Source organism: Pseudomonas sp. GL_117 (assembly GCF_057835125.1).
This window is the reverse complement of record NZ_CM174418.1, coordinates 5,034,003-5,057,870: the sequence shown is the minus strand read 5'-3', so window position 1 is coordinate 5,057,870 and position 23,868 is coordinate 5,034,003. Positions and strand designations below refer to the sequence as shown.

General features: G+C 61.6%; 25 protein-coding genes. 15 read left to right on the top strand and 10 right to left on the bottom strand.

The genetic code is table 11. From position 1 onward, the window contains the following. Positions 1–114 precede the first annotated feature (114 nt). Entirely contained in the window at positions 115–423 is a 309-nt protein-coding gene (locus AC3ISR_RS23045; protein WP_463984127.1) for a DUF6124 family protein, read from the top strand. Positions 424–527: 104 nt separating this feature from the next. Here AC3ISR_RS23045 and nagE read toward each other — a convergent pair whose 3' ends face one another. From nagE to AC3ISR_RS23010, 7 genes are all read right to left on the bottom strand, one after another. After that, entirely contained in the window at positions 528–2,234 is a 1,707-nt protein-coding gene (gene nagE / locus AC3ISR_RS23040; protein ID WP_463984126.1) for an N-acetylglucosamine-specific PTS transporter subunit IIBC, read from the bottom strand. A gap of 27 nt (positions 2,235–2,261) precedes the next feature. Next, a complete protein-coding gene (gene ptsP / locus AC3ISR_RS23035; RefSeq protein WP_463984125.1) occupies positions 2,262–4,772 on the bottom strand; it encodes a phosphoenolpyruvate--protein phosphotransferase in 2,511 nt (836 codons plus the stop codon). 36 nt (positions 4,773–4,808) lie between these two features. After that, positions 4,809–5,819 carry an SIS domain-containing protein gene (locus tag AC3ISR_RS23030; protein ID WP_412547879.1) on the bottom strand — a complete coding sequence of 337 codons (1,011 nt, stop codon included), beginning with the start codon at positions 5,817–5,819 and terminating at the stop codon, positions 4,809–4,811. Continuing rightward, on the bottom strand, positions 5,812–6,918 hold the full coding sequence (gene nagA / locus AC3ISR_RS23025) for an N-acetylglucosamine-6-phosphate deacetylase (RefSeq protein WP_463984124.1): 1,107 nt from the start codon (positions 6,916–6,918) through the stop codon (positions 5,812–5,814). The genes AC3ISR_RS23030 and nagA overlap by 8 nt, the downstream gene beginning before the upstream one ends. Before the next feature lie 9 nt (positions 6,919–6,927). Continuing rightward, positions 6,928–7,686, bottom strand: coding sequence for a GntR family transcriptional regulator (locus tag AC3ISR_RS23020; RefSeq protein ID WP_192299534.1), 759 nt, complete (start codon positions 7,684–7,686; stop codon positions 6,928–6,930). Between the two features lie 262 nt (positions 7,687–7,948). Further along, a complete protein-coding gene (locus AC3ISR_RS23015; protein WP_192299533.1) occupies positions 7,949–8,452 on the bottom strand; it encodes a L,D-transpeptidase family protein in 504 nt (167 codons plus the stop codon). 36 nt (positions 8,453–8,488) lie between these two features. After that, complete coding sequence (locus AC3ISR_RS23010) at positions 8,489–9,037, bottom strand: NUDIX hydrolase (protein WP_192299532.1); 549 nt, start codon at positions 9,035–9,037, stop codon at positions 8,489–8,491. Positions 9,038–9,186: 149 nt separating this feature from the next. Here AC3ISR_RS23010 and AC3ISR_RS23005 point away from each other — a divergent pair, with 149 nt between their 5' ends. The 5 genes from AC3ISR_RS23005 (at position 9,187) to purT (ending at position 12,447) form a co-directional block, all read left to right on the top strand. Continuing rightward, a complete protein-coding gene (locus AC3ISR_RS23005; RefSeq protein WP_192299531.1) occupies positions 9,187–9,789 on the top strand; it encodes a CoA pyrophosphatase in 603 nt (200 codons plus the stop codon). Between the two features lie 37 nt (positions 9,790–9,826). Further along, on the top strand, positions 9,827–10,351 hold the full coding sequence (locus AC3ISR_RS23000; protein WP_192299530.1) for a gamma carbonic anhydrase family protein: 525 nt from the start codon (positions 9,827–9,829) through the stop codon (positions 10,349–10,351). Further along, positions 10,348–10,563 carry a DUF1289 domain-containing protein gene (locus AC3ISR_RS22995; RefSeq protein ID WP_192299529.1) on the top strand — a complete coding sequence of 72 codons (216 nt, stop codon included), beginning with the start codon at positions 10,348–10,350 and terminating at the stop codon, positions 10,561–10,563. The genes AC3ISR_RS23000 and AC3ISR_RS22995 overlap by 4 nt, the downstream gene beginning before the upstream one ends. Before the next feature lie 165 nt (positions 10,564–10,728). After that, entirely contained in the window at positions 10,729–11,196 is a 468-nt protein-coding gene (locus AC3ISR_RS22990; RefSeq protein WP_192299528.1) for a VUT family protein, read from the top strand. Between the two features lie 69 nt (positions 11,197–11,265). Next, a complete protein-coding gene (gene purT / locus AC3ISR_RS22985) occupies positions 11,266–12,447 on the top strand; it encodes a formate-dependent phosphoribosylglycinamide formyltransferase (protein WP_192299527.1) in 1,182 nt (393 codons plus the stop codon). A gap of 105 nt (positions 12,448–12,552) precedes the next feature. Here purT and AC3ISR_RS22980 read toward each other — a convergent pair whose 3' ends face one another. The 3 genes from AC3ISR_RS22980 to AC3ISR_RS22970 all read right to left on the bottom strand — a co-directional run bounded on the left by AC3ISR_RS22980 (position 12,553) and on the right by AC3ISR_RS22970 (position 16,182). Then, positions 12,553–13,863, bottom strand: a complete 1,311-nt coding sequence (locus AC3ISR_RS22980) for an MFS transporter (protein WP_489324492.1) — start codon at positions 13,861–13,863, stop codon at positions 12,553–12,555. A 255-nt stretch (positions 13,864–14,118) separates the two neighbouring features. Continuing rightward, entirely contained in the window at positions 14,119–15,357 is a 1,239-nt protein-coding gene (locus tag AC3ISR_RS22975) for a transporter associated domain-containing protein (protein WP_463984122.1), read from the bottom strand. Positions 15,358–15,369: 12 nt separating this feature from the next. Further along, positions 15,370–16,182: a cytochrome C assembly family protein gene (locus tag AC3ISR_RS22970; protein ID WP_192299524.1), complete on the bottom strand. Its 813-nt coding sequence runs from the start codon at positions 16,180–16,182 to the stop codon at positions 15,370–15,372. Positions 16,183–16,416: 234 nt separating this feature from the next. On the opposite strand from AC3ISR_RS22970, the gene ffh reads away from it, so the two are divergent. From ffh to AC3ISR_RS22925, 9 genes are all read left to right on the top strand, one after another. Next, a complete protein-coding gene (gene ffh, locus AC3ISR_RS22965; RefSeq protein ID WP_024077237.1) occupies positions 16,417–17,793 on the top strand; it encodes a signal recognition particle protein in 1,377 nt (458 codons plus the stop codon). 251 nt (positions 17,794–18,044) lie between these two features. After that, positions 18,045–18,296, top strand: a complete 252-nt coding sequence (rpsP, locus tag AC3ISR_RS22960; protein WP_045059142.1) for a 30S ribosomal protein S16 — start codon at positions 18,045–18,047, stop codon at positions 18,294–18,296. 5 nt (positions 18,297–18,301) lie between these two features. Further along, positions 18,302–18,838 carry a ribosome maturation factor RimM gene (gene rimM / locus AC3ISR_RS22955; RefSeq protein ID WP_017736776.1) on the top strand — a complete coding sequence of 179 codons (537 nt, stop codon included), beginning with the start codon at positions 18,302–18,304 and terminating at the stop codon, positions 18,836–18,838. Further along, on the top strand, positions 18,820–19,593 hold the full coding sequence (gene trmD, locus AC3ISR_RS22950) for a tRNA (guanosine(37)-N1)-methyltransferase TrmD (protein WP_192299523.1): 774 nt from the start codon (positions 18,820–18,822) through the stop codon (positions 19,591–19,593). Before rimM ends, trmD begins: the two co-directional genes overlap by 19 nt. A 45-nt stretch (positions 19,594–19,638) precedes the next feature. Further along, a complete protein-coding gene (rplS, locus tag AC3ISR_RS22945; protein ID WP_003175895.1) occupies positions 19,639–19,989 on the top strand; it encodes a 50S ribosomal protein L19 in 351 nt (116 codons plus the stop codon). Between the two features lie 82 nt (positions 19,990–20,071). Beyond that, positions 20,072–20,485 carry an acyl-CoA thioesterase gene (locus AC3ISR_RS22940; protein ID WP_192299522.1) on the top strand — a complete coding sequence of 138 codons (414 nt, stop codon included), beginning with the start codon at positions 20,072–20,074 and terminating at the stop codon, positions 20,483–20,485. A 151-nt stretch (positions 20,486–20,636) separates the two neighbouring features. Beyond that, positions 20,637–21,533: a site-specific tyrosine recombinase XerD gene (xerD, locus tag AC3ISR_RS22935; RefSeq protein WP_192299521.1), complete on the top strand. Its 897-nt coding sequence runs from the start codon at positions 20,637–20,639 to the stop codon at positions 21,531–21,533. 139 nt (positions 21,534–21,672) lie between these two features. Then, on the top strand, positions 21,673–22,404 hold the full coding sequence (locus tag AC3ISR_RS22930) for a thioredoxin fold domain-containing protein (protein ID WP_124525023.1): 732 nt from the start codon (positions 21,673–21,675) through the stop codon (positions 22,402–22,404). Positions 22,405–22,533: 129 nt separating this feature from the next. Further along, entirely contained in the window at positions 22,534–23,838 is a 1,305-nt protein-coding gene (locus AC3ISR_RS22925) for a homoserine dehydrogenase (RefSeq protein ID WP_192299520.1), read from the top strand. Positions 23,839–23,868: the final 30 nt, after the last annotated feature.

The window sequence follows — 23,868 nt, the reverse complement described above, 5'->3', positions numbered from 1 at the left end:
TCAGGTTGTCCCTCGGAACTCGCCTCAATAATTTTCGCCAGTCGCTGCTAATTCAGCGACCGGGACTGCAAGCCTGAAAAATCACCAGAAGCCTATTCCATCTGGAGTTTAATGATGATCAGCGACAACTTGCTAACCGGTTCAATCTCATCTCAAACCGAGTCCCACCACGCTGGTGATTCACCGTCCGACCAAATCTTCACTGTACTACCCAATCTGAACACCGAAGCCCTGCTCGCCAATGCTTCCCAGGACCTTGCGTCAGTGCAGGCGCTGATGGGCCATTTGGCTTTTGAAGTCGACGGTGCCCAGCGAGACATCGCACTGGCAGTTCACCGGATGCTCGAAGGTATCCAATTGATGGTGGGTCGGGTGTTGGACTTGAATGAGATTCCTGGTCTCAACACTCCAATCGCCAGTTAAGGCCAATCGCAGGCAAGCCAGCTCCCACATTTTGAATGTATTCACAGATCATAAATGTGGGAGCCGGGTTTGCCCGCGATGGGGCCTGTTCAGGCAATGATCAATCAAGCACCAGCCCCAACCTGCCGACCACTGACCAACCGTTCCAACGCTTCACCCAACCCCGACGCCTTGTCGCCGATCAGCAAGTGCCAAACACCACTATCCAATTGGCTCACGCCTTGGCAACCCAGCGCAGTCAGGTCAGCCTCGGACAGCACCGAGTCATCCCCCAGCTCCACCCGCAATCGAGTCATTGCCACCGCTTCCAACTGCCGTACATTCGCCCGGCCACCCAAGGCATCCAGCCATTTCTCGGCCTCCTGCACGTTCACCGCGACCGGTTTATCCACAGGCACAACCGTCACCGGCGCACTGGCAACAAACGCAGGCATCGCCAACCGAATCTCATCGGCAATGCTATCGGCCATCGGCCCCACCACCACCTGCAGACTCCCGCCATTCCCCGGCCGTACAACGGCCATGGCGCCCAATGCTTTCAAGTCCGCATCCACTGCTTTATTGCGATCGACCATGTCCAGGCGCAGACGTGTGGTACAGGCACCCACGCTCAGCAAATTGGCGGCACCGCCCAGCGCCCGGATATAGGCGCTGGCGCGCTGGTTATCGGTCATCACTTCAGCCTGCACCGCCTGGACATCCTCACGCCCCGGTGTCTTCAGGTTGAAACGACGAATGCAGTGGTTGAACACGCTGTAGTAGATCGCCGCGTAAGCCAACCCTACCGGGAACACCAACCAGCCATTGGTGGACTTGCCCCAACCCAGCACCATGTCGATAAACCCACCGGAGAAGGTAAACCCGAGGTGGATATTCAACATGTTGGTGACCGCCATCGACAGCCCGGTCAACAGCGCATGGATCAAGTACAGGAACGGCGCGAGGAACATGAACGCAAATTCAATCGGCTCGGTCACCCCGGTCAAAAACGAGGTCAGCGCCATCGACAGGAAAATCCCGCCCATCACCTTGCGGCGCTCCGGTAATGCATTGCGGTACATCGCCAGGCACGCCGCGGGCAGGCCGAACAGCATCACCGGGAACATGCCGGTCATGAATTGGCCGCCTTTGGGGTCGCCGGCGAAGTAGCGCGTCAGGTCGCCCGTCACCACGGCGCCGGTCGCGGGGTCGGTAAAACTGCCGAACACAAACCACGCCATATTGTTAAGAATATGGTGCAGCCCGGTAACGATCAGCAGGCGGTTGAACACGCCGAACACAAACGCCCCCAGGCTGCCGCTCTCCATCAGCAACACGCCAAAACTATTGATGCCATGCTGGATCGGCGGCCAGATCAAACCAAAGATCACCCCCAGCCCGACCGCGCTGAACCCGGTGACAATCGGCACAAACCGGCGCCCGCCAAAAAACGCCAGGTACTCTGGCAGCTTGATGTCCTTGAAGCGGTTGTACAGCCCGCCGGCCATCAGGCCGCTGGCGATACCGGCGAGCATGCCCATGTTGATGCTGGTGTCCATCACCTTGAGGGTGGAGATCATCACCAGGTAACCAATCGCCCCGGCCAGACCGGCGGTGCCGTTGTTGTCGCGGGCAAAGCCCACGGCAATGCCGATGGCGAAGATCAGCGCGAGGTTGGCGAAAATCGCCTGCCCCGCATCGTGCATCACCGCGATGTTCAACAGGTCGGTGTCGCCCAGGCGCAGCAGCAGGCCGGCGATGGGCAGGATCGCGATCGGCAGCATCAGCGCACGGCCAAGGCGTTGCAGGCCTTCGATGAAATGTTGGTACATGGCGAGTCTCCTTTTTTCTTGTTGTTGTCAGCTCAGCGGCCAGTGGTGTTGACAGGCTTGGCGAACCGCCTTGGCGCTGCTCAGGTCGAGCAGGCCCTGGCTCAGTTGCCGGCATTGCGCCGCGTCCAGGTGGCGGACGCGGTCCTTGATTTCACCGATCTGCGGCGGGCTCACCGACAGCTCGCTGACGCCCAGACCGATCAGTACCGGCGTGGCCAGCGGGTCGCAGGCGAGGGCGCCGCACACGCCGACCCAGCGCCCATGCCTGGCCGCGCCGGCGCAGGTCTGGGCGATCAGCCGCAGCAACGCCGGGTGCAACGCGTCGACCCGCGCGGCGAGGCCTGCATGGTCGCGGTCCATGGCCAGGGTGTACTGGGACAGGTCATTGGTGCCGATGGACAGGAAGTCCGCATGCTTGGCCAGTTGCTCGGCCAGCAGCGCGGCGGCGGGCACCTCGATCATCACGCCGAGTTCCGGGCGTTGGGTCAGTCCGAGCTCTACGCAGAGTTCGTCCAGGCGCTGGCGGATCTGCAGCAGTTCATCCACTTCGCTGACCATCGGCAGCAGGATGCGGCAGCGCGCCAGCGGCGAGACTTGCAGCAGTGCGCGCAGTTGCTGATCGAGCAGCTCGGGCCGCACCTGGGCCATGCGGATGCCGCGCAAGCCCAACACCGGATTGGCTTCGACCGGCAGCGGCAGGTAGTCGAGCTGCTTGTCGCCGCCCACATCGATGGTGCGGATGATCACCGTCTTGTCGCCCATGGCATCCAGCACGGCTTGATAGGCCTGGCGTTGCTCCAGCTCATCCGGTGCGGTGCGACGCTCGACAAAGAGGAACTCGGTGCGCAGCAGGCCGACGCCATCAGCACCGTTTTCGTACGCCAATTGGGCCTCGGCGCTGGAGGCAACGTTGGCAGCGACTTCGATGCTCACGCCATCGGTGGTGCGTGCCGCTTGTCGGGCCTGGGCCTGTTGCTGTTGGCGGCGCAGTGTCTGCGCGTCGCGCAGCTGGTGCACTTCGGCGTGGCGCGCTGCACTGGGGGCCAGTTCCAGGCGGCCGTTGGCAGCGTCCAGTACCACGCGTTGGCCGTGGGGCACGTCGAGTAGTTCGGCTCCCAGCGCGACCACGCAGGGCAGGCCTTTGCCTCGGGCGAGGATTGCCACATGGGACGTCGCACCGCCTTCGGCCATGCAGATGCCGACGGCGTGTTGTGCGCTCAACTGCAACAAGTCCGAGGGGGTCAGTTCGTGGGCGCTGACAATGGCGCCGGGCGGCAGTTCGAAATGCCAGGCTTCACCCAGCAAGGCGCGCAAGACACGTTGTTGCAGGTCGCGCAGGTCATTGGCGCGCTCGGCAAACAGTGGTTTGCCCAGGCTCAGCAACACCGCGCATTGGGCCTGGATCGCATCGCGCCAGGCGTGGGTGGCGGCGCTGCCGTGTTCGATGGCGCGGGTGGCCGCGTCGAGTAAGGTCGGGTCTTCCAGCAGGGCCAGGTGGGCGGCGAAGATGTCTTCCTCGTCGACGTTCTTGCGCTGGCGGGCGTGGTCGAGGGTGCTGCGGATTTCGCTACGTACCTGTTCCAGTGCCGTGTCCAAGTGTTGCAACTGTTCGTCGGCGGAGTGCTGGCCGGGGTCCTGCGGCAGTTCGATGCCGGTCAGGCGCACCAGTGGCCCGCACACCAGACCGGGGGCCGCGCACACGCCTTGCAATACACCGGCTTCGCGGTTCGCGCGGCGCGGCGTGATAGTCACCGGCGCGTGAGGTTCTTCGCCGACCGCCACTGACAACGCCGCGACCAATGCCTGCAACGCCGCCGCCGAATCCTTGCCGCGGCAGGTGACGCGCACCTCATCGCCTTCACCAATCCCCAGCCCCAACAGCCCGATCAGGCTGTCGCACGGCGCCGATTTGCCGGCGAAATGCAGCTGCGCCTGGCTGCTGAAACCCTGGGCCGCCTTGCGGATCAACGCCGCCGGACGCGCATGCAAACCGCCCCGGTGGGTGATGCGCACACTGGCGCTGCTTTCGCTCGCGGCGTTATCCACAGGCGCTTCAACCGCAGCTGCCGAGCGCGCCACGATCTGCAGCAACGGCTCACCGACCTTGACGGATTTTCCCGCGACCGAGCGTAGTTCAAAGTGCTCGCCGTTGGTCAGGATAATCAGGCTGACCAGGCTCCTGCACTGCCGCGCAATGCGGTCCAGATCAAACTGTATCAACGCCTGCCCCTGGCTCACCCGTGCACCGTCCTTGACCAGCAGCGCGAACCCTTCGCCATTCAGCTCCACGGTGTCGATGCCCACATGCATCAACACCTCGGCGCCGTTTTCGGCACGAATCGTCAGGGCATGCCCGGTGCGGGCGACGTGGATGATCACGCCGTCACAGGGCGCATGCAGGCAGTCGTTGAGCGGGTCGATGGCAATGCCGTCGCCGATGGCGCCGCTGGCGAACACTTCGTCGGGAACGTCGCCGAGGGCCAGTACTGGCCCGCTTAACGGGGCGCTGAGGGTCAATTTATTATTGTTGTAGGACATCGGCACGGTACTCATCAGGAAAACGCGGCAATCGACTCAGTGAGTGCGAGTGACTTTGCTCAGGTGGCGCGGCTGGTCCGGGTTCATGCCCCGGGCGACGGCGAGGCCTGCGGCCATCACGTAGAAACTCTGGATCGCCAGGATCGGGTCCAGGCTCGGGTGTTCGGCGCGGTTCAGGGTCAGGTCGCGCTCGGCGATGTCGTCCGGTGCAGCCAGCAGCACGCGGGCGCCGCGTTGGCGCATATCGGCGGCCAGGCTCAACAGGCCGGCTTGCTCGGCGCCGCGTGGGGCGAAGACCAGTAGCGGGTAGTTGTCGCCAATCAACGCCATCGGGCCGTGGCGCACTTCGGCGCTGCTGAAGGCTTCGGCCTGGATCGCCGAGGTTTCCTTGAGTTTGAGTGCGGCTTCCTGGGCGATGGCAAACCCGGCACCACGGCCGATCACCATCAGTTGCTGGCAACCGCGCAGCGCTTCAATGGCTGCGGACCAGTCCTGCCGGGCCGCTTCGCGCAGGCCGTCGGGCAGTGCCTGGCAGGCTTGCAGCAAATCCGCTTCGCCGTTCCAGTGGCCGACCAACTGCGCGCTGGCGCTGAGGGTGGCGATAAAGCTCTTGGTGGCGGCGACACTCTGTTCCGGCCCTGCGCACAGCGGTACGTGAAATTCGCAGGCGGCCTCCAGCGGCGAGTCTTCGGCGTTGACCATCGAGATACTCAGCGCGCCGCGCTTGCGCAGCAGGCGCAGGCTGTTGACCAGGTCCGGGCTCTGTCCCGATTGAGAGAAACCGAACGCCACCTGGCCGCTGACCTTCATTGGCGCTTGCAGCAACGTCACCACCGACATCGGCAACGAGGCGACCGGAATGCCCACATGCTGCATTGCCAGGTAGGCAAAGTAGCTGGCGGCGTGGTCCGAGCTGCCGCGCGCGATGGTCATCGCCACTTGCGGCGGCTGGCGCCGCAGGCGCCCGGCGATTTCCTCGAGCAGCGGCTGCAGGCGTTGCAGTTGGGCGGCGACGGCGTCGCAGGAGGCCAGGGCCTCTTCAAGCATTTTTGAAGTCAATGGTTTCTCCTTCGACCATTACGTCGGTGAGTTGCAGGGAGCGGTCCAGGCGCACGCAGTCGGCAAAGCTGCCGGGTTGCAGGCGGCCGCGTTCTTCCAGGCCCAGGTAGTCCGCCGGAAATTGCGACAGGCGTTGTGAGGCTTCGCTGATGGGCAGGCCGATTTTCACCAGGTTGCGCAGCGCCTGATCCATGGTCAGCGTACTGCCGGCCAGGGTGCCGTCGGCCAGGCGCACGCCGCCCAGGCATTTGGTCACGGTGTGGCTGCCCAGCTTGTATTCGCCGTCGGGCATGCCGGCGGCGGCGGTGGAGTCGGTGACGCAGTACAGGCAGGGGATCGCGCGCAGGGCCACGCGCATGGCGCCGGGGTGCACGTGCAGCAAGTCGGGAATCAGCTCGGCGTACTTGGCGTGGGCCAACGCGGCACCGACGATGCCTGGCTCACGGTGATGCAGCGGGCTCATGGCGTTGTACAAATGGGTGAAGCTGCTGGCGCCGGCGGCGAGGGCGGCGACACCTTCTTCGTAGCTGCCCAGGGTGTGGCCGATCTGCATGCGGATGCCGCGTGCGCTGAGGGCGCGGATCAAGGCGTCATGGCCGGCGATTTCCGGGGCGATGGTGATCACGCGGATCGGCGCCAGGCGCAGGTAGGCTTGCACTTCATCTATCAACGCGGTGTGGGCGAAGTTGGGCTGGGCGCCGAGTTTTCCCGGATTGATGTAGGGCCCTTCCAGGTGAACGCCAAGTACCCGGGCGCAGCCTGTAGGGCGTTGCTCGCAGAAGCTGCCGAGTTGCTCGAGCACACGGGAGATCTCGTCCACCGGCGCGGTCATGGTCGTAGCCAGCATTGACGTGGTGCCAAAGCGCACGTGGGTGCGGGTAATGGTCTGGAAGGCGGCAACGCCTTCCATGATGTCCTTGCCGCCACCGCCGTGCACATGCAGGTCGATAAAGCCCGGCAGCAGGTAGGGCAAATCGTTGCTGGCCGGGTCGCAAGGCGCGCCGTCGATGGCGACCACCTTGCCGTGTTCGTGCACCAGGCGGCCGCGCATCCAGCCGTGGGGCGTGAGGATATTGTCTTCGGACATGGCAGTTCTCTAAGGCCGCAACTCGGCGGCAAAGTCATAGCGGCGCAGCTCTGCGACAAAGTCGTAGTAATCGTTGCGGCAATAGGTGTCGGTGATTTCAATCGGCGTGTTGTCGGCGGTGTAGCCCACGCGGGTCATCAGCAGCATGGCGGTGCCGGGGGCGATGCCGACCAGCTTGGCGAATTCGTCCGAGGCGTTGATTGCCTGGATGTGTTGCAAGGCGCGCACGATGGGTTTGCCAATGCCTTCCAGGTATTCGTACAGCGAGCTGCCGACCACCTGTGGGTTGGGCAAGACGGTGGCGGGCATGGCGGTCATTTCAATGGCCATCACCGTGTCGTCGGCTTTGCGCAGGCGCTTGAGGCGCGCGACTTTGTCGGTGGGCGACAGGCACAGGCGGATCAGTTCTTCGTGGGTCGGCGGGGTGATGTCGCGCTCCAGCCATTGGGAGCTGGGCACGAAGCCCTTGAGGCGCAGCATCTCGCTGAAACCGGACAGGCGTGACAACGGCTGTTCCAGGCGCGGCGTGATAAAGGTGCCCGAGCCTTGGCTGCGGCGGATCAGGCCTTGGGCAAACAGCACTTCCAGGGCTTTGCGGGCGGTGACCCGCGAGATGCTCAACTGCTCGCACAGCGCACGTTCCGAGGGCAGCGCCTGTTCGGACGTCCACTGGCCGGCATGGATCGCCGCTTCCAGTTTGCGCGCCAGTTGCAGGTACAGCGGCGTGGATTGCTTGTCGTCGGGGCGCAGGGCCAGGATGGGGTTCATCGTTCAGGTTTCCGATGCGGTTATTGGAGTGTTGTCGCCCGGTATTGGCCGGAAATTAATACCACTTAAATACCATGTCAATGCAGCCAAAATGGTACAGGCCAGGGTTTTAGAGCCCTGTAGTAGGGCTTATTTTCAAGTGGTATTAGAGAGGTCTTTGTTGCGCGCAGAGCAGCGCAGCCCGGCGCGGTGAACTGGTATTCACCGGCGGGCGTGATCTGAGGTGGGATTTTTTTTGAATTAATTTACGAACGGTCGACGATTACGGACGAATCTCGATCAGGGTGCCGTCCTTGACCAGGTTCCACACTTCCCGCATGTCGACGTTGCGCATGCCGATGCAGCCGTCGGTCCAGTCCAGGGTGTGGAACCACTGCTCCGGGTATTCTTCGGTGTCGGGGGTGCCGTGGATCATGATCATGCTGCCGGGCTTCACGCCTTCGCGGCGGGCGCGTGCGGCGTCACTGATATTGGGGTAGGAAATGTGCATGGCCAGGTTGAAGCGCTCGCTGGTCTTGCGCCAGTCGAGCCAGTACAGGCCCTCCGGCGTGCGGCGGTCGCCCTCGACCAGTTTTTGGCCCTTGGGGTTCTTGCCGAGGGAAATGCGGTAGGTCTTGAGGGGCTTGCCGTCGTTGATCAACTGCAATTGGTGGGCGGACTTGAGGACCAGGACTTTTTCGACGGTTTTGCCGCCGATGGTTTCTACGGTGGAGGCTGATGACAACGTAGCGAACGACAGGCAGATAAGAGCGAGCAACAAACGCATTAAAACGGTTTCCCTGAGAAAAAGTGCTGCCTGGAATTATTTGGGCGACGGCATCATCGGCGGCACCGCTTCGCTGCGCACCGGGAACTGCTGTTGGCGGCGGTCGGCGAAAAAGCATTCTAAGGTACGCCCGACCGTGCGGAAAGCCAGCTCGGACCAAGGGATGTCGGCTTCGTCGAACAGCTGCACTTCAAGGCTTTCGGGGCCTGCGGCGAAATCCAGGTCGACCAGTTCGGCACGGTAGAAGATGTGCACCTGGTTGATGTGGGGCACATCGATCAGGGTGTAGATGCTCAGGTTGCACACACGGGCGCAGGCTTCTTCCAGGGTTTCGCGGGCGGCGGCCTGTTCGACGGTCTCGCCGTTTTCCATGAAGCCGGCGGGCAGGGTCCAGTAACCCAGGCGCGGTTCGATGGCGCGGCGGCACAACAGCACTTTATCGCCCCACACCGGCACGGTGCCGGCCACGATATTGGGGTTCTGATAATGAATGGTCGAACAGTGATCACACACAAAACGCAGGCGGCCGTCGCCGTCGGGGATGCGTTGGGTGACCGGTTTACCGCACTGGCTGCAGAAATTCATGCTGGGGTTCCTGGAAAGTGCGTCTATCTTGGCGTGGAGGGCAGGGCGCTGCAACAAGTTGTCGTTTAGCGACACCGACAGGGTTTTGGGGTTGGGCACCCGCACGCTTTGGTGCATGATGCAAGGTAGCCAACAGACCGAGATGACTCATGCTGGACGAGCTACTTCGCCGGGTAAGCAATCACACCCCCCACACGCTGGAAACTGACGGACGTTTCCCCGAGGCCGCGGTGCTGGTGCCGATTACCCGTAGTGACGAACCTGAGCTGATCCTGACCCTGCGCGCCAGCGGCCTGTCGACCCACGGTGGCGAAGTGGCCTTCCCCGGCGGGCGCCGTGACCCCGAAGACCCGGACCTGATCTTTACCGCCTTGCGCGAGGCCGAAGAAGAAATCGGCCTGCCGCCCGGCCTGGTGGAGGTGATCGGCCCGTTGAGCCCGTTGATTTCCCTGCATGGCATTCGGGTCACGCCTTATGTCGGCGTTATCCCCGATTACGTCGAATACCTGGCCAACGACGCCGAGATTGCCGCCGTTTTCAGCGTGCCTTTGGAGTTCTTCCGACAGGACCCGCGTGAACATACCCACAGGATCGATTACCAGGGCCGCAGTTGGTACGTGCCCAGTTATCGGTTTGGCGAATACAAGATCTGGGGCCTGACGGCGATCATGATCGTCGAGCTGATCAACCTGCTCTATGACGACGCCAAGATCAGCCTGCATCAGCCCCCCAAGAGCTTCATCAATAGCTAAAAGCCATCGTTTGAATGGCATGCCGTGAGGACACACCATGAAATACCGCCTGGGCGACGCCCGCGTCGAGACGCATCCCCACAGCTGGGTGGCCCCCAATGCCACGCTGGTGGGCAAGGTCAAGCTGGAGGAGGGCGCCAACGTCTGGTTCAACGCGGTGTTGCGTGGCGACAACGAGCTGATCCTGATTGGCAAGAACAGCAACGTGCAAGACGGCAGCGTGATGCACACCGACATGGGCTACCCGCTGACCCTGGGCACCGGCGTGACCATCGGCCACAACGCCATGTTGCACGGCTGTACCGTCGACGACTACAGCCTGATTGGCATCAACGCGGTGATCCTCAATGGCGCCAGGATTGGCAAGCATTGCATCATCGGCGCCAATTCGCTGATCGGCGAAGGCAAGGAAATTCCTGACGGCTCGCTGGTGATGGGTTCGCCGGGCAAGGTGGTGCGTGAGTTGACCGAGGCGCAGAAGAAGATGCTGGAAGCCAGCGCCGCGCACTATGTGCACAACTCGCAGCGTTATGCGCGTGACTTGGCTGAGCAGGAAGAATGAACCCGATCGAACGCTCCGTTGCCTCGCCGTGCGTGAGTATTTGTGCGCTGGATGACGACGATATCTGTACCGGCTGCCAGCGTACGGTAGACGAGATCACGCGCTGGGGGCGCATGGACAATGCCGAGCGCCGTGTGGTGTTGGGGTTGTGCCATGAGCGTGCGGTGGCGGGGGGGATGGTGTTTATGGTTTCGGGGAAATCTAGCGCCTGATAGATTGCTTTCGCGAGCAAGTCCGCTCCCACAGTTGACCGCATTCCTACAGAATAAACGCGGTCCAAATGTGGGAGCGGGCTTGCTCGCGAAGGGGCCCGCCCCGACGACATATTTCCAATTGTGAAGTACCCTGTGCGGCATAACCCACAGGTCCACTTTCCCATGCTCTTCCTGATCGCCTACATCAGCAGCGTCGTGCTGATCAACTTCGCCTTCTCCACCGCCCCGCACCTGGATGTCATCTGGTCCGCCTGGGGTGGCCTGGTGTTTATCCTGCGCGACATGGTGCAAACCCGCTTCGGCCACGGTGCAATCGTCGCCATGCTGGCGGCGCTGGTGCTGTCCTATGTCACGTCCGACCCGGCGATCGCGCTGGCCAGCGCCACGGCGTTTGCGGTGTCCGAGTGCATCGACTGGCTGGTGTTCAGCATCACCAAGCGTGCGCTTCACGACCGCCTGTGGATAAGCTCGGCGCTGAGCATTCCCCTCGATACCTTTATCTTTTTCGGCTTGATCGGTGCGCTTACCCCGGCCGTCGCGGGCACGGCGCTGGTGTCGAAATTCGCCGGGGTCACGGTGGTGTGGCTGATCATGGCCTGGCGCGTGCACAAGCGAGCTGTCGCCAACTGAGGCCAATTCTTGCAGTTCATGTAAAATGCCGGCCTTTCTCCCCATGATCCGCTCCCCTGAGGACCTGAGATGACCCGAATCGGAACTCCATTGTCGCCAACCGCGACCCGCGTTTTGCTGTGTGGCTGCGGTGAGCTGGGCAAGGAAGTGGTAATCGAGCTGCAACGCCTGGGCGTTGAAGTGATTGCCGTGGATCGCTACGCCAATGCGCCGGCCATGCAGGTCGCGCACCGCAGCCACGTGATCAATATGCTCGACGGCGCCGCCCTGCGTGCGGTGATCGAGGCCGAGAAGCCGCACTTCATCGTGCCGGAAATCGAAGCCATCGCCACCGCCACCCTGGTAGAGCTGGAAGCCGAAGGCTTCACCGTGATCCCGACTGCACGCGCAACCTCGCTGACCATGAACCGCGAAGGCATCCGTCGCCTGGCCGCTGAAGAGCTGGACCTGCCGACCTCGCCGTATCACTTCGCTGATACCTTCGAAGACTACAGCAAGGCCGTCCAGGACCTGGGCTTCCCGTGCGTGGTCAAGCCGGTGATGAGTTCGTCGGGCAAGGGCCAGAGCCTGCTGCGCAGCACCGACGACGTGCAGAAAGCCTGGGAGTACGCCCAGGAAGGCGGGCGCGCCGGCAAAGGGCGGGTGATCATCGAAGGCTTTATCGACTTCGACTACGAGATCACCTTGCTGACCGTGCGCCACATTGGCGGCACCACCTTCTGCGCGCCGGTTGGTCATCGTCAGGAGAAGGGCGATTACCAGGAGTCCTGGCAGCCACAGGCCATGAGCCCGATTGCCCTGGCCGAATCCGAGCGCGTTGCCAAGGCGGTCACCGAAGCATTGGGTGGCCGTGGTCTGTTTGGCGTGGAGTTGTTTATCAAGGGCGATCAGGTGTGGTTCAGCGAAGTTTCGCCGCGTCCCCATGACACGGGTTTGGTGACGTTGATTTCCCAGGATCTGTCGCAGTTCGCCTTGCACGCGCGGGCAATTCTCGGCCTGCCAATTCCATTGATCCGCCAGTTCGGACCTTCGGCTTCGGCGGTGATTCTGGTGGAGGGGCAGTCGACCCAGACTGCATTCGCCAACCTTGGCGCGGCCTTGAGCGAGCCGGACACGGCGTTGCGTCTGTTTGGTAAACCGGAAGTGAATGGCCAGCGCCGTATGGGCGTGGCGTTGGCGCGGGATGAGTCGATTGAAGCGGCTCGGGCTAAAGCGACCCGTGCTTCCAAGGCTGTTGTAGTAGAGCTGTAAACCGCGTCGCGCCCTTCGCGAGCAAGCCCGCTCCCACATTTGACCGCATTCTCATGCTGGAACTCGGTCAAGTGTGGGAGCGGGCTTGCTCGCGAAGGCGATCTATCAGGCGACTTTATTCAAATCGTTATCCCGCGTCTCTTTCAGGCACAGCACCGCAATCAAGCTAAGCAACGCTGCCGCCGACACATACCCACCGACATAGCTCAGCCCGCCCATCGCCACCAGCTTGGTCGCGAAGAACGGCGCCGCCGAGGCTCCCACAATCCCACCCAGGTTATAGGCCGCCGAAGCGCCGGTATAACGCACGCGGGTCGGGAACAGTTCCGGCAGCATCGCGCCCATCGGCGCAAAGGTCACGCCCATCAGGAACAGCTCCAGCGCCAGGAACAGCGCCACAGCCCAGGTCGAACCGTGGGTCAGCAGTGGTTCCATGGTGAAACCCGACAGGATCGCCAGGATTGCGCCGACGATCAGCACCGGCTTGCGCCCGTAGCGATCACTGGCCAAGGCCGCCAGTGGCGTCGCCAGGCCCATGAACAGCACCGCGAAGCACAGCAAGCCGAGGAACGTCTCGCGGCTGTAGCCCAGGGTGGACACGCCGTAGCTCAGGGAAAACGCCGTGGTGATGTAGAACAGCGCATAACACACCACCATCGATGCGGCGCCCAACAGTACTGGCAGCCAATGCTGGCTGAACAGCTCCACCAACGGCACTTTGACTGGCGCTTCTTTGGCCACGGCATTGGCGAACACCGGGGTCTCGTGCAGTTTGAGGCGCGCATACAGGCCAACCATCACCAGCGCAGCGCTGAGGATGAACGGGATACGCCAGCCCCAGCTGCGGAACTGCTCGTCGCTCAGGCTCATGGCCAGGATCAGGAACAAGCCGTTGGCCGCCAGGAAGCCGATCGACGGGCCCAATTGCGGGAACATACCGAACCAGGCACGTTTGCCTTTCGGTGCGTTCTCAGTCGCCAGCAAGGCTGCGCCACCCCATTCCCCGCCCAGGCCAAGGCCCTGGCCGAAACGCAGCACACACAGCAGGGTGGGGGCCCAGGCGCCGATGCTGTCATACCCCGGCAGCAAGCCGATCAACGTGGTGCACACGCCCATCAGCAGCAGCGAGGCCACCAGCGTGGATTTACGCCCGATACGGTCTCCGAAGTGGCCGAACAACGCCGAACCCAGCGGGCGGGCGATGAAGGCGATACCGAAGGTCAGGAACGATGCCAGCATCTGCGCGGTGCCGGAGGTCTGCGGGAAGAACACCGGGCCAATCACCAGTGCAGCGGCAGTGGCGTAGATATAGAAGTCGTAGAACTCGATGGCGGTGCCGACGATGCTCGCCGTGGCAACCCGCGCGGTCGAGTTGCTCGGTGCAGCGGTCGCCGCTTCGTTATAGGTGGTGCTCATGAAGGTATCCCTGGCAGTCAGTGCGCGTTTGGACGCGGATTATTATTGGTCGAACACCCATGGATCAGGGTTGTGTGCGGGGCCGCTCGGGATGGGGGCGGACACCGGTCAGACACGGTAATGCGGCGCCTGTCCGCTTGGAGTGCGGGTAGCACGCGGACGGGTGGGGCTCTGGTAGGCCGCAGGGATTATAGGAAGGGGTTTGGAGATACAACAAGAGGGACTGATGCACCGCAAACCAAATGTGTCAGATAGTCAGGCGGCGACCGGCACGCGATTGGTGTGCCAGATCAGCACCTTGCTCACCCGGTTGTCCTCGGTCTCGAGGATCTCCAGGCGATAGCGGCCGATCTTCAGGCACACCGCGCAATCGGGGATGGTTTCCAGCGCTTCAGTGACCAAACCATTGAGGGTTTTGGGCCCGTCGCTGGGCAGGTGCCAGTTCAGGCTCTTGTTCAACTCGCGGATCGATGCGGCGCCATCGATGATATAGCGACCGTCTGGTTGCGCCTCGATATGCGGGTTGTCCGCGCTCTGCTCGCTTTCGAATTCGCCGACGATCTCTTCGAGGATGTCTTCCAGGGTCACGATGCCCAGCACTTCGCCGTATTCGTCCACCACCATGCCCAGGCGCCGTTGCTGCTTGTGGAAATTCAGCAGTTGCAGTTGCAGCGGTGTGCTCTCCGGGACGAAGTAGGGCTCGTGGCAGGCGGCGAGCAACGCTTCTTTGGTCAGGCTGGCGTCGGGCAGCAGGTGCTGGATCTGGCGGGTGTTGAGCACCGCTTCCACTTGGTTGATGTCGCTGTGGAATACCGGCAGGCGTGTGCGTTGGGAGCTGCGCAGTTGCTCGATGATCGCTTCGATCGGGTCATCCAGGTTGATGCCGTCCACTTCGCTGCGCGGTACCAGGATGTCATTGACCGTGATGTTGTCGAGGGCGTGGATGCCGGGCATGCCAGGGGGACGGTCTGCGTCGGCCTGGGGCTCGGGTTCGTCGTCGTGATCAGGCAGTGGCTCGTCGCTCTTTTTCACCACGCCGGTCTTGCGGGCGAACGGGCGCAGCAACAAGAGGCTGATGCCGTTGAGCAGCCAGGCCAGGGGATAGAGGATTTTCAGCGGCACGCCCAGCAGCGCGTTGCCAAAGCCGAGCACCGCCTGCGGGTAGCGGGTGGCGAGGGCGCGGGGCAGGTAGTCGGCGAGGACCAGCAGGAGTGCACAGGAGATCAGCCAGCCCAGCCATGGACCGTTCTGCGCCCAGGCATAGATCGCCAGCAGCGTGCAGAGGATCACCACTGCGGCACGACACAGGCTGTTGCACAGGATCAGGCTATTGCGCGGAAAGTTCAGGCGCGCGGCCGCCTTGTCGCCCTGGCGAGTGCCCGGGCGCAGTGCCAGCAGGTGCTGTTGCGCGGCCTCGATAGCGGTAAACAGCGCCGCCCATAACACCAGCAAGGCGACTACCGCGAGCATCGGCCCCAAGGGCAAGTTGTCCATGATCGCGGTCCGTCAGATATGCAGGATGTATTCACGAACCAGCTTGCTGCCGAAATAGGCCAGCATCAGCAGGCAGAAACCGGCCAGGGTCCAGCGGATCGCCTTGTGCCCGCGCCAGCCGAGACGGTTGCGGCCCCACAGCAGCACGCTGAACACCACCCAGGCCAGGCACGCCAACAGGGTTTTGTGCACCAGGTGCTGGGCGAACAGGTTTTCGAAGAACAGCCAGCCAGAAATCAGCGACATCGACAGCAGTGTCCAGCCGGCCCACAGGAAACCGAACAGCAGGCTTTCCATGGTTTGCAGCGGCGGGAAGTTCTTGATCAGCCCGGACGGATGCTTGTGCTTGAGCTGGTGGTCCTGCAGCAGCAGGAGCAGGGCCTGGAACACCGCGATGGTGAACATGCCGTAGGCCAGGATCGACAGCAGGATATGCGCGAGGATGCCCGGCTCCTCATCGATCACCGGTACGGTGCCGGTCGGGGCGAATTGCGCCAGCAGCACCGTCAGCAAGCCGAGGGGGAATAGCAGGACCAGCAGGTTTTCCACCGGGATGCGCGAGCAGGCGATCAGCGTCAAGGCGATCACGGCGGCAGCGATCAGGCTGGCGGCACTGAAAAAATCCAGGCCCAGGCCGACTGGCGTCATCAGGTGGGTAAACAGGCTGGCAGCGTGAGCCAGCAGGGCAAGGACGCCAAGGCCGACCAGCAGGCGTTTGTCCGCCTTGGTGCCTTGGGCCAGACGAGTGCCCTGATAGAGAGTCGCAGCGGCATACAACACGGCGGCGGCGAGGCTGGATAGCAAACTGGGTGACAAAGGGAGCATAAATCCTGTTAGGCAAGCCCGAAAGCCGCTGAGTTTGGCATACCCCCGCGTAACACGAAAGACTCTCAGGCCAGACAGCGGGTGTGCACGGCGACAGTCTTCGCTATAATCCGCGACCTGCCCACGCCGCAGGCTCGCCAAGCGCTGTTTTTAATAGCGATTTATCACAGCCTGGGCCGCCATGACCTCGGTCTACCAATGCACTTCGCTGAATAGGGCCTGAAAGGATCGCGCATGTTTGAAAACTTGACTGACCGTCTCTCGCAGACGCTGCGCCACGTAACCGGCAAGGCCAAGCTGACCGAGGACAATATTAAAGATACCCTGCGCGAAGTGCGCATGGCGTTGCTGGAAGCCGACGTGGCGTTGCCTGTGGTCAAGGACTTCGTCAACTCGGTCAAGGAGCGCGCGGTCGGCACTGAAGTGTCCCGCAGCCTGACTCCGGGCCAGGCGTTTGTAAAAATCGTCCAGGCTGAACTCGAAAGCCTGATGGGCGCGGCCAACGAAGACCTGAACCTCAGCGCCGTGCCACCGGCTGTCGTGCTGATGGCGGGCCTGCAAGGTGCGGGCAAGACCACCACTGCCGGCAAGCTGGCGCGCTTCCTTAAAGAGCGCAAGAAGAAGTCCGTGATGGTCGTGTCGGCCGACGTATACCGTCCGGCGGCGATCAAGCAGCTGGAAATGCTTGCGGGCGAAGTGGGCGTGACCTTCTTCCCGTCCGACCTGAGCCAGAAGCCGGTCGACATCGCCAACGCGGCTATTAAAGAAGCCAGGCTGAAATTCATCGACGTGGTCATCGTCGATACCGCCGGTCGCTTGCACATCGACGAAGAGATGATGGGCGAGATCAAGGCGTTGCACGCTGCGATCAACCCGGTCGAGACGCTGTTCGTGGTCGACGCCATGACCGGCCAGGATGCGGCCAACACCGCCAAGGCCTTCGGTGACGCACTGCCGCTGACTGGCGTGATCCTGACCAAGGTCGACGGCGACGCCCGTGGCGGTGCCGCGCTGTCGGTGCGTGCCATTACTGGCAAGCCGATCAAGTTCATCGGTATGGGCGAGAAGAGCGACGCGCTCGAACCGTTCCATCCGGAGCGTATCGCTTCGCGTATCCTCGGCATGGGCGACGTGCTCAGCCTGATCGAGCAGGCCGAGGCCACGCTCGACAAGGACAAGGCCGACAAACTGGCCAAGAAGCTGAAGAAGGGCAAGGGCTTCGACCTCGAAGACTTCCGCGACCAGCTGCAACAAATGAAGAACATGGGCGGCCTCGGCGGCCTGATGGACAAGCTGCCAAACATCGGCGGTGTGAACCTGGCGCAAATGGGCAACGCCCAGGGCGCGGCAGAGAAGCAGTTCAAGCAGATGGAAGCCATCATCAACTCCATGACCCCGGCCGAGCGCCGCGACCCTGAGCTGATCAGCGGTTCGCGCAAGCGTCGGATCGCCATGGGTTCCGGCACCCAGGTGCAGGACATCGGTCGCTTGATCAAGCAGCACAAGCAGATGCAGAAGATGATGAAGAAATTCTCCGCCAAGGGCGGTATGGCCAAGATGATGCGCGGCATGGGCGGTATGTTGCCCGGTGGCGGCATGCCGAAAATGTAAAGAATTCGAGCGGGGGCCTGGCTCCTGCTCCGACCCACAGGGATGTGGGATCTCCAGCAAACCCGCCGTTGGCGGGGGCTGACTCGCCGTTTTAATCGACGGCTCTATAGCAGATCTGAATGGCACGCCTATAGGCGCCAGAAAAAGACATTTGCAAAAGTCCGGATATTCCTTAGAATATGCGGCCTTTCGGGCACCTATGCCCGCTGTGCATTTAGATTTGCAGCACCGACTACAGGAACGATGTTCACATGCTAACAATCCGTCTTGCCCTTGGCGGCTCCAAAAAGCGCCCGTTTTACCACTTGACCGTAACTGACAGCCGCAACCCACGTGACGGCTCTCACAAGGAACAAGTTGGCTTCTTCAACCCGGTTGCTCGTGGTCAAGAAGTCCGTCTGTCCGTGAACCAAGAGCGCGTAGCCTACTGGCTGAGCGTTGGTGCACAACCATCTGAGCGTGTTGCTCAGCTGCTGAAGGACTCGGCTAAGGCCGCAGCCTGAGCAATATGAACGCGACGCCAGCTGTTGCTGATGATTTGATCGTTATCGGCAAGATTTACTCTGTTCATGGCGTTCGCGGCGAAGTGAAGGTGTATTCCTTTACTGATCCGACTGAAAACCTGTTGCAGTACAAAACCTGGACGCTCAAGCGCGAAGGTAGTGTGAAACAGGTCGAGCTGGTCAGTGGACGCGGGAGCGACAAGTTCCTGGTCGCAAAGCTCAAGGGTCTTGATGATCGTGAAGAAGCTCGTCTTCTGGCCGGTTATGAGATCTGCGTGCCGCGTAACCTGTTCCCTGAATTGACCGACGGCGAGTACTACTGGTACCAGCTTGAAGGTCTGAAGGTTGTTGATCAACTCGGGCAATTGCTCGGGAAAATCGATCATCTTCTGGAAACCGGCGCCAATGATGTAATGGTGGTCAAGCCTTGCGCTGGCAGCCTGGATGATCGCGAACGCCTGTTGCCGTATACCGAGCAATGCGTGTTGGCCGTCGACCTGGCAGCGGGCGAGATGAAGGTGGAATGGGATGCGGACTTCTAAGCGTGGCTAATCTGCGCATTGAAGTGATCAGTTTGTTTCCCGAGATGTTTTCCGCCATCAGCGAGTACGGCATCACCAGTCGGGCGGTGAAACAGGGGCTGTTGCAGCTCACCTGTTGGAACCCGCGAGACTACACGACGGATCGACATCACACTGTGGACGATCGCCCATTTGGCGGTGGCCCGGGCATGGTGATGAAGATCAAGCCCCTGGAAGACGCATTGGCCCAGGCCAAGGCTGCAGCGGGGGAGAAGGCGAAGGTGATTTACCTGTCCCCTCAAGGCCGTCAGCTGAAACAGGCTGCGGTACGCGACATGGCGAATGAGGAAGCACTGATCCTGATTGCCGGTCGCTATGAAGGCATTGACGAGCGCTTTATAGAGGCTCATGTCGATGAAGAGTGGTCGATTGGGGACTATGTCCTGTCTGGCGGCGAGCTGCCGGCGATGGTCCTGATAGATGCGGTTACACGACTGCTGCCTGGAGCTTTAGGGCATGCGGACTCCGCGGAGGAAGATTCCTTCACGGATGGTTTGCTGGATTGCCCGCACTACACCCGACCGGAGGTGTATGCGGATCAGCGTGTTCCCGACGTATTGCTAAGTGGCAATCACGCACACATCCGGCGTTGGCGTTTACAGCAGTCCCTTGGTCGGACCTATGAACGACGCGCCGATCTTCTGGAAAGCCGCTCGCTTTCTGGAGAAGAGAAGAAGCTGCTCGAGGAATACATCCTCGCGCGGGACGATAGTTAACAACGTATCGATGGTAGGTCCATTGACTTACCTTAGGAGCACAGCATGACTAACAAAATCATCCTTGCACTCGAAGCAGAGCAGATGACCAAAGAGATCCCTACCTTTGCCCCGGGCGACACCATTGTCGTTCAGGTGAAAGTGAAGGAAGGCGACCGTTCGCGTCTGCAAGCGTTCGAAGGCGTGGTAATCGCCAAGCGTAACCGTGGTGTGAACAGTGCTTTCACTGTTCGTAAAATCTCCAACGGTGTTGGCGTAGAGCGTACTTTCCAGACCTACAGCCCGCAAATCGACAGCATGGCCGTCAAGCGTCGCGGTGACGTACGTAAAGCCAAGCTGTACTACCTGCGTGACCTGTCCGGTAAAGCAGCTCGCATCAAGGAAAAACTGGCTTAAGTCCAGCTTCCCGATGCAGAAAAAAGCAGCCTACGGGCTGCTTTTTTGTGCCTGAAATTTGTCTATTTGCCGGTATTTGTCCATGACCTCCCGCCTTGAAGAAATCCAGCGCCGCACCGACCTGTCCGTCACCCATGTGACCAAGGCCGTGTTCCCGCCGACCACCAATCACCACAATACGTTGTTCGGTGGCACTGCCTTGGCGTGGATGGATGAAGTGTCGTTCATCACGGCCACCCGTTTCTGCCGTCTCCCACTGGTCACGGTCTCCACCGACCGTATCGACTTCAACCACGCGATCCCGGCGGGTTCCATCGTTGAGTTGATCGGTCGCGTGATCAAAGTCGGTAACACCAGCCTCAAGGTCGAGGTGGAAGTGTTCGTCGAGAGCATGAGTGCTGATGGTCGCGAAAAGGCGATCCAGGGTGTGTTCAGTTTTGTGGCCATTGATGCCGATAAGCGACCAGTGCCAGTGCTGCCTGGGTTTGTAGACTGATCTGGAACCGCGTCGTGGCCTTCGCAGGCAAGCCTGCTCCCACATTTGATCGGTGTTGGATGCAAATCAGTGGTCCAACACAAAACCCTGTGGGAGCTGGCTTGCCTGCGATAGGATCTGACAGACACTCCAGTAATCCACCTGAGCCCCCATGCCCGCCATTGACCACCCCTTGATCGACCGCTTCCTCGATGCCCTTTGGTTGGAAAAAGGCCTGTCGGACAACACCCGCCAGGCTTACCGCAGCGACCTGGCCCTGTTCAATGGCTGGCTACAGGAAAAAAATCTCGAACTGCTCAACGCCGGCCGCGAGCTGATCCTCGACCACCTGGCCTGGCGCCTGGAACAGAACTACAAGCCACGATCCACTGCGCGATTCCTCTCCGGTGTGCGTGGTTTTTATCGCTATCTGCTGCGGGAAAAGCTGATCGCCCTCGACCCCACCCTGCAAGTCGATATGCCCCAACTTGGCAGACCATTGCCCAAATCCCTGTCGGAAGCTGACGTGGAGGCCTTGCTCGCCGCCCCGGACCTGAGTGAAGCCATCGGCCAGCGCGACCGCGCCATGCTCGAAGTGCTGTACGCCTGCGGCCTGCGGGTGACTGAGCTGATCAGCCTGACCCTGGAGCAAGTGAACCTGCGCCAGGGTGTGTTGCGGGTGATGGGCAAGGGCAGTAAGGAGCGGCTGGTGCCGATGGGCGAGGAGGCGATTGTGTGGGTCGAGCGCTATATGCGCGATGCCCGCGGCGAACTGCTCGGCGGGCGCCCCAGCGATGTGCTGTTCCCCAGCCTGCGTGGCGAGCAGATGACCCGCCAGACCTTCTGGCACCGCATCAAGCACCAGGCCAGGGTTGCCGGGATCGGTAAGACGCTGTCGCCCCACACGTTGCGCCATGCATTCGCTACGCATTTGCTCAACCACGGGGCGGATTTGCGTGTGGTCCAGATGCTGCTCGGCCACAGCGACTTATCCACCACCCAGATCTACACCCATGTGGCACGCGCACGTTTGCAGGATATGCACGCCAAGCACCACCCGCGAGGCTGAAAACGTCCAATTTATCCGGCCACGGGCTGCCCTGCGGCCCAACTGTGGTAGGCTTTGCCGGTTAGCAAAGGGGACGACCCAGACCTGTGTTGCCAAGCAGTGTTACTTCCCGTCCCTGCATCTGCCTTCAGGAGTTCCCATGCGCTTGACCCAGATTATTGCCGCCGCAGCCATTGCGTTGGTTTCCACCTTTGCCTTCGCCGATGACGCTGCCGAGCAGACCATCCGCAAGAGCCTGGCCAACCTGCAGCTCGATACCCCGATCGAAAGCATCAGCGCCAGCCCGATGGCAGGCCTGTATGAAGTCAAGCTCAAGGGCAGCCGCGTGCTGTACGCCAGCGCCGACGGCCAGTACATCGTCCAGGGCTACCTGTTCCAGTTGAAGGATGGCAAGCCGGTCAACCTGACGGAAAAAGCCGAACGCCTGGGTGTTTCCAAGCTGATCAATGGTATTCCGGTGGCCGAGACGGTGGTGTACCCGGCCATCGGCGAGACCAAGACCCATATCACCGTGTTCACCGACACGACCTGCCCGTATTGCCACAAGCTGCACGCCGAAGTGCCTGCGCTGAACAAGCTCGGCGTGGAAGTACGCTACGTAGCGTTCCCGCGCCAGGGCCTGGGTTCGCCGGGTGACGAGCAGTTGCAAGCGGTGTGGTGCTCGGCCGACAAGAAAGCCGCCATGGACAAGATGGTCGACGGCAAGGAAATCAAGGCGGCCAAATGTGCCAATCCGGTTTCCAAGCAATTCGCCTTGGGCCAGTCCATCGGTGTGAACGGTACGCCGGCCATCGTTTTGGCCGACGGCCAAGTGATTCCGGGCTACCAGCCAGCACCACAAGTTGCCAAACTGGCGCTCGGTGCCAAATAAATCAGTATCGTCGAAACGTCGACGATCAAGGCGCGCTGACACGTCGGCGGGTCGTTAATTGCAAGCCGCAGTCGTGCGGCTGTTTTCCACGGCCGACCTAGCGTCGGCCGTTTCATGGGGAGTTCTTCAGTGAAACCGGTCAAAGTAGGCATCTGTGGGTTAGGGACCGTCGGTGGCGGCACCTTCAACGTACTTCAGCGTAATGCTGAAGAAATTTCCCGCCGTGCAGGTCGCGGGATTGAAGTGGCGCAAATTGCCACGCGTTCGCCAAAGCCTCAGTTCGAAACGACCGGTATTGCGATTACCAACGATGTCTTCGCCGTTGCCACCAACCCCGAAATCGATATTGTCATTGAGCTGGTCGGCGGCTACACCGTGGCCCGCGAGCTGGTGCTCAAGGCCATCGAGAACGGCAAACACGTGGTCACCGCCAACAAGGCGCTGATCGCCGTGCACGGCAACGAGATCTTCGCCAAGGCGCGCGAGAAGGGCGTGATCGTGGCGTTCGAAGCGGCGGTGGCCGGTGGCATCCCGGTGATCAAGGCGATCCGGGAAGGCCTGTCTGCCAACCGTATCAACTGGGTGGCCGGCATCATCAACGGCACCGGTAACTTCATCCTCACCGAAATGCGCGAGAAGGGCCGCACCTTCGAAGACGTGCTGGCCGAAGCCCAGGCCCTGGGTTACGCCGAAGCCGACCCGACCTTCGACGTGGAAGGCATCGACGCCGCGCACAAGCTGACCATCCTGGCGTCCATCGCCTTTGGTATCCCGCTGCAGTTCGACAAGGCCTACACCGAAGGCATCACCAAGCTGACCACCGCGGATGTGAACTACGCCGAAGCCCTGGGCTACCGCATCAAGCACCTGGGCGTTGCGCGCAGCACCCCGGCAGGTATCGAGCTGCGTGTGCACCCGACGCTGATCCCGGCGGACCGCCTGATCGCCAACGTCAATGGCGTGATGAACGCCGTGATGGTCAACGGTGACGCCGCCGGCTCCACGCTGTTCTACGGCGCCGGTGCCGGTATGGAGCCAACCGCTTCGTCGGTGATCGCCGACCTGGTGGACGTGGTGCGTGCCATGACCAGCGACCCGGAAAACCGCGTACCGCACCTGGCCTTCCAGCCGGATTCGCTGTCGGCCCACCCGATCCTGCCGATCGAAGCCTGCGAAAGCGCCTACTACCTGCGTATCCAGGCCCAGGATCACCCGGGCGTACTGGCTCAGGTCGCGAGCATCCTGTCGGAGCGCGGTATCAATATAGAGTCGATCATGCAGAAGGAAGTCGAGGAGCAAAACGGCCAGGTGCCGATGATCCTGCTGACCCACCGCGTGCTCGAGCAGCACATCAACGATGCCATCACCGCCCTGGAAGCCCTGCAAGGCGTGGTCGGCCCGGTGGTGCGCATCCGCGTCGAACACTTGAACTAACCGATTTGTTCCAGGGGCCCCGTACGTGCG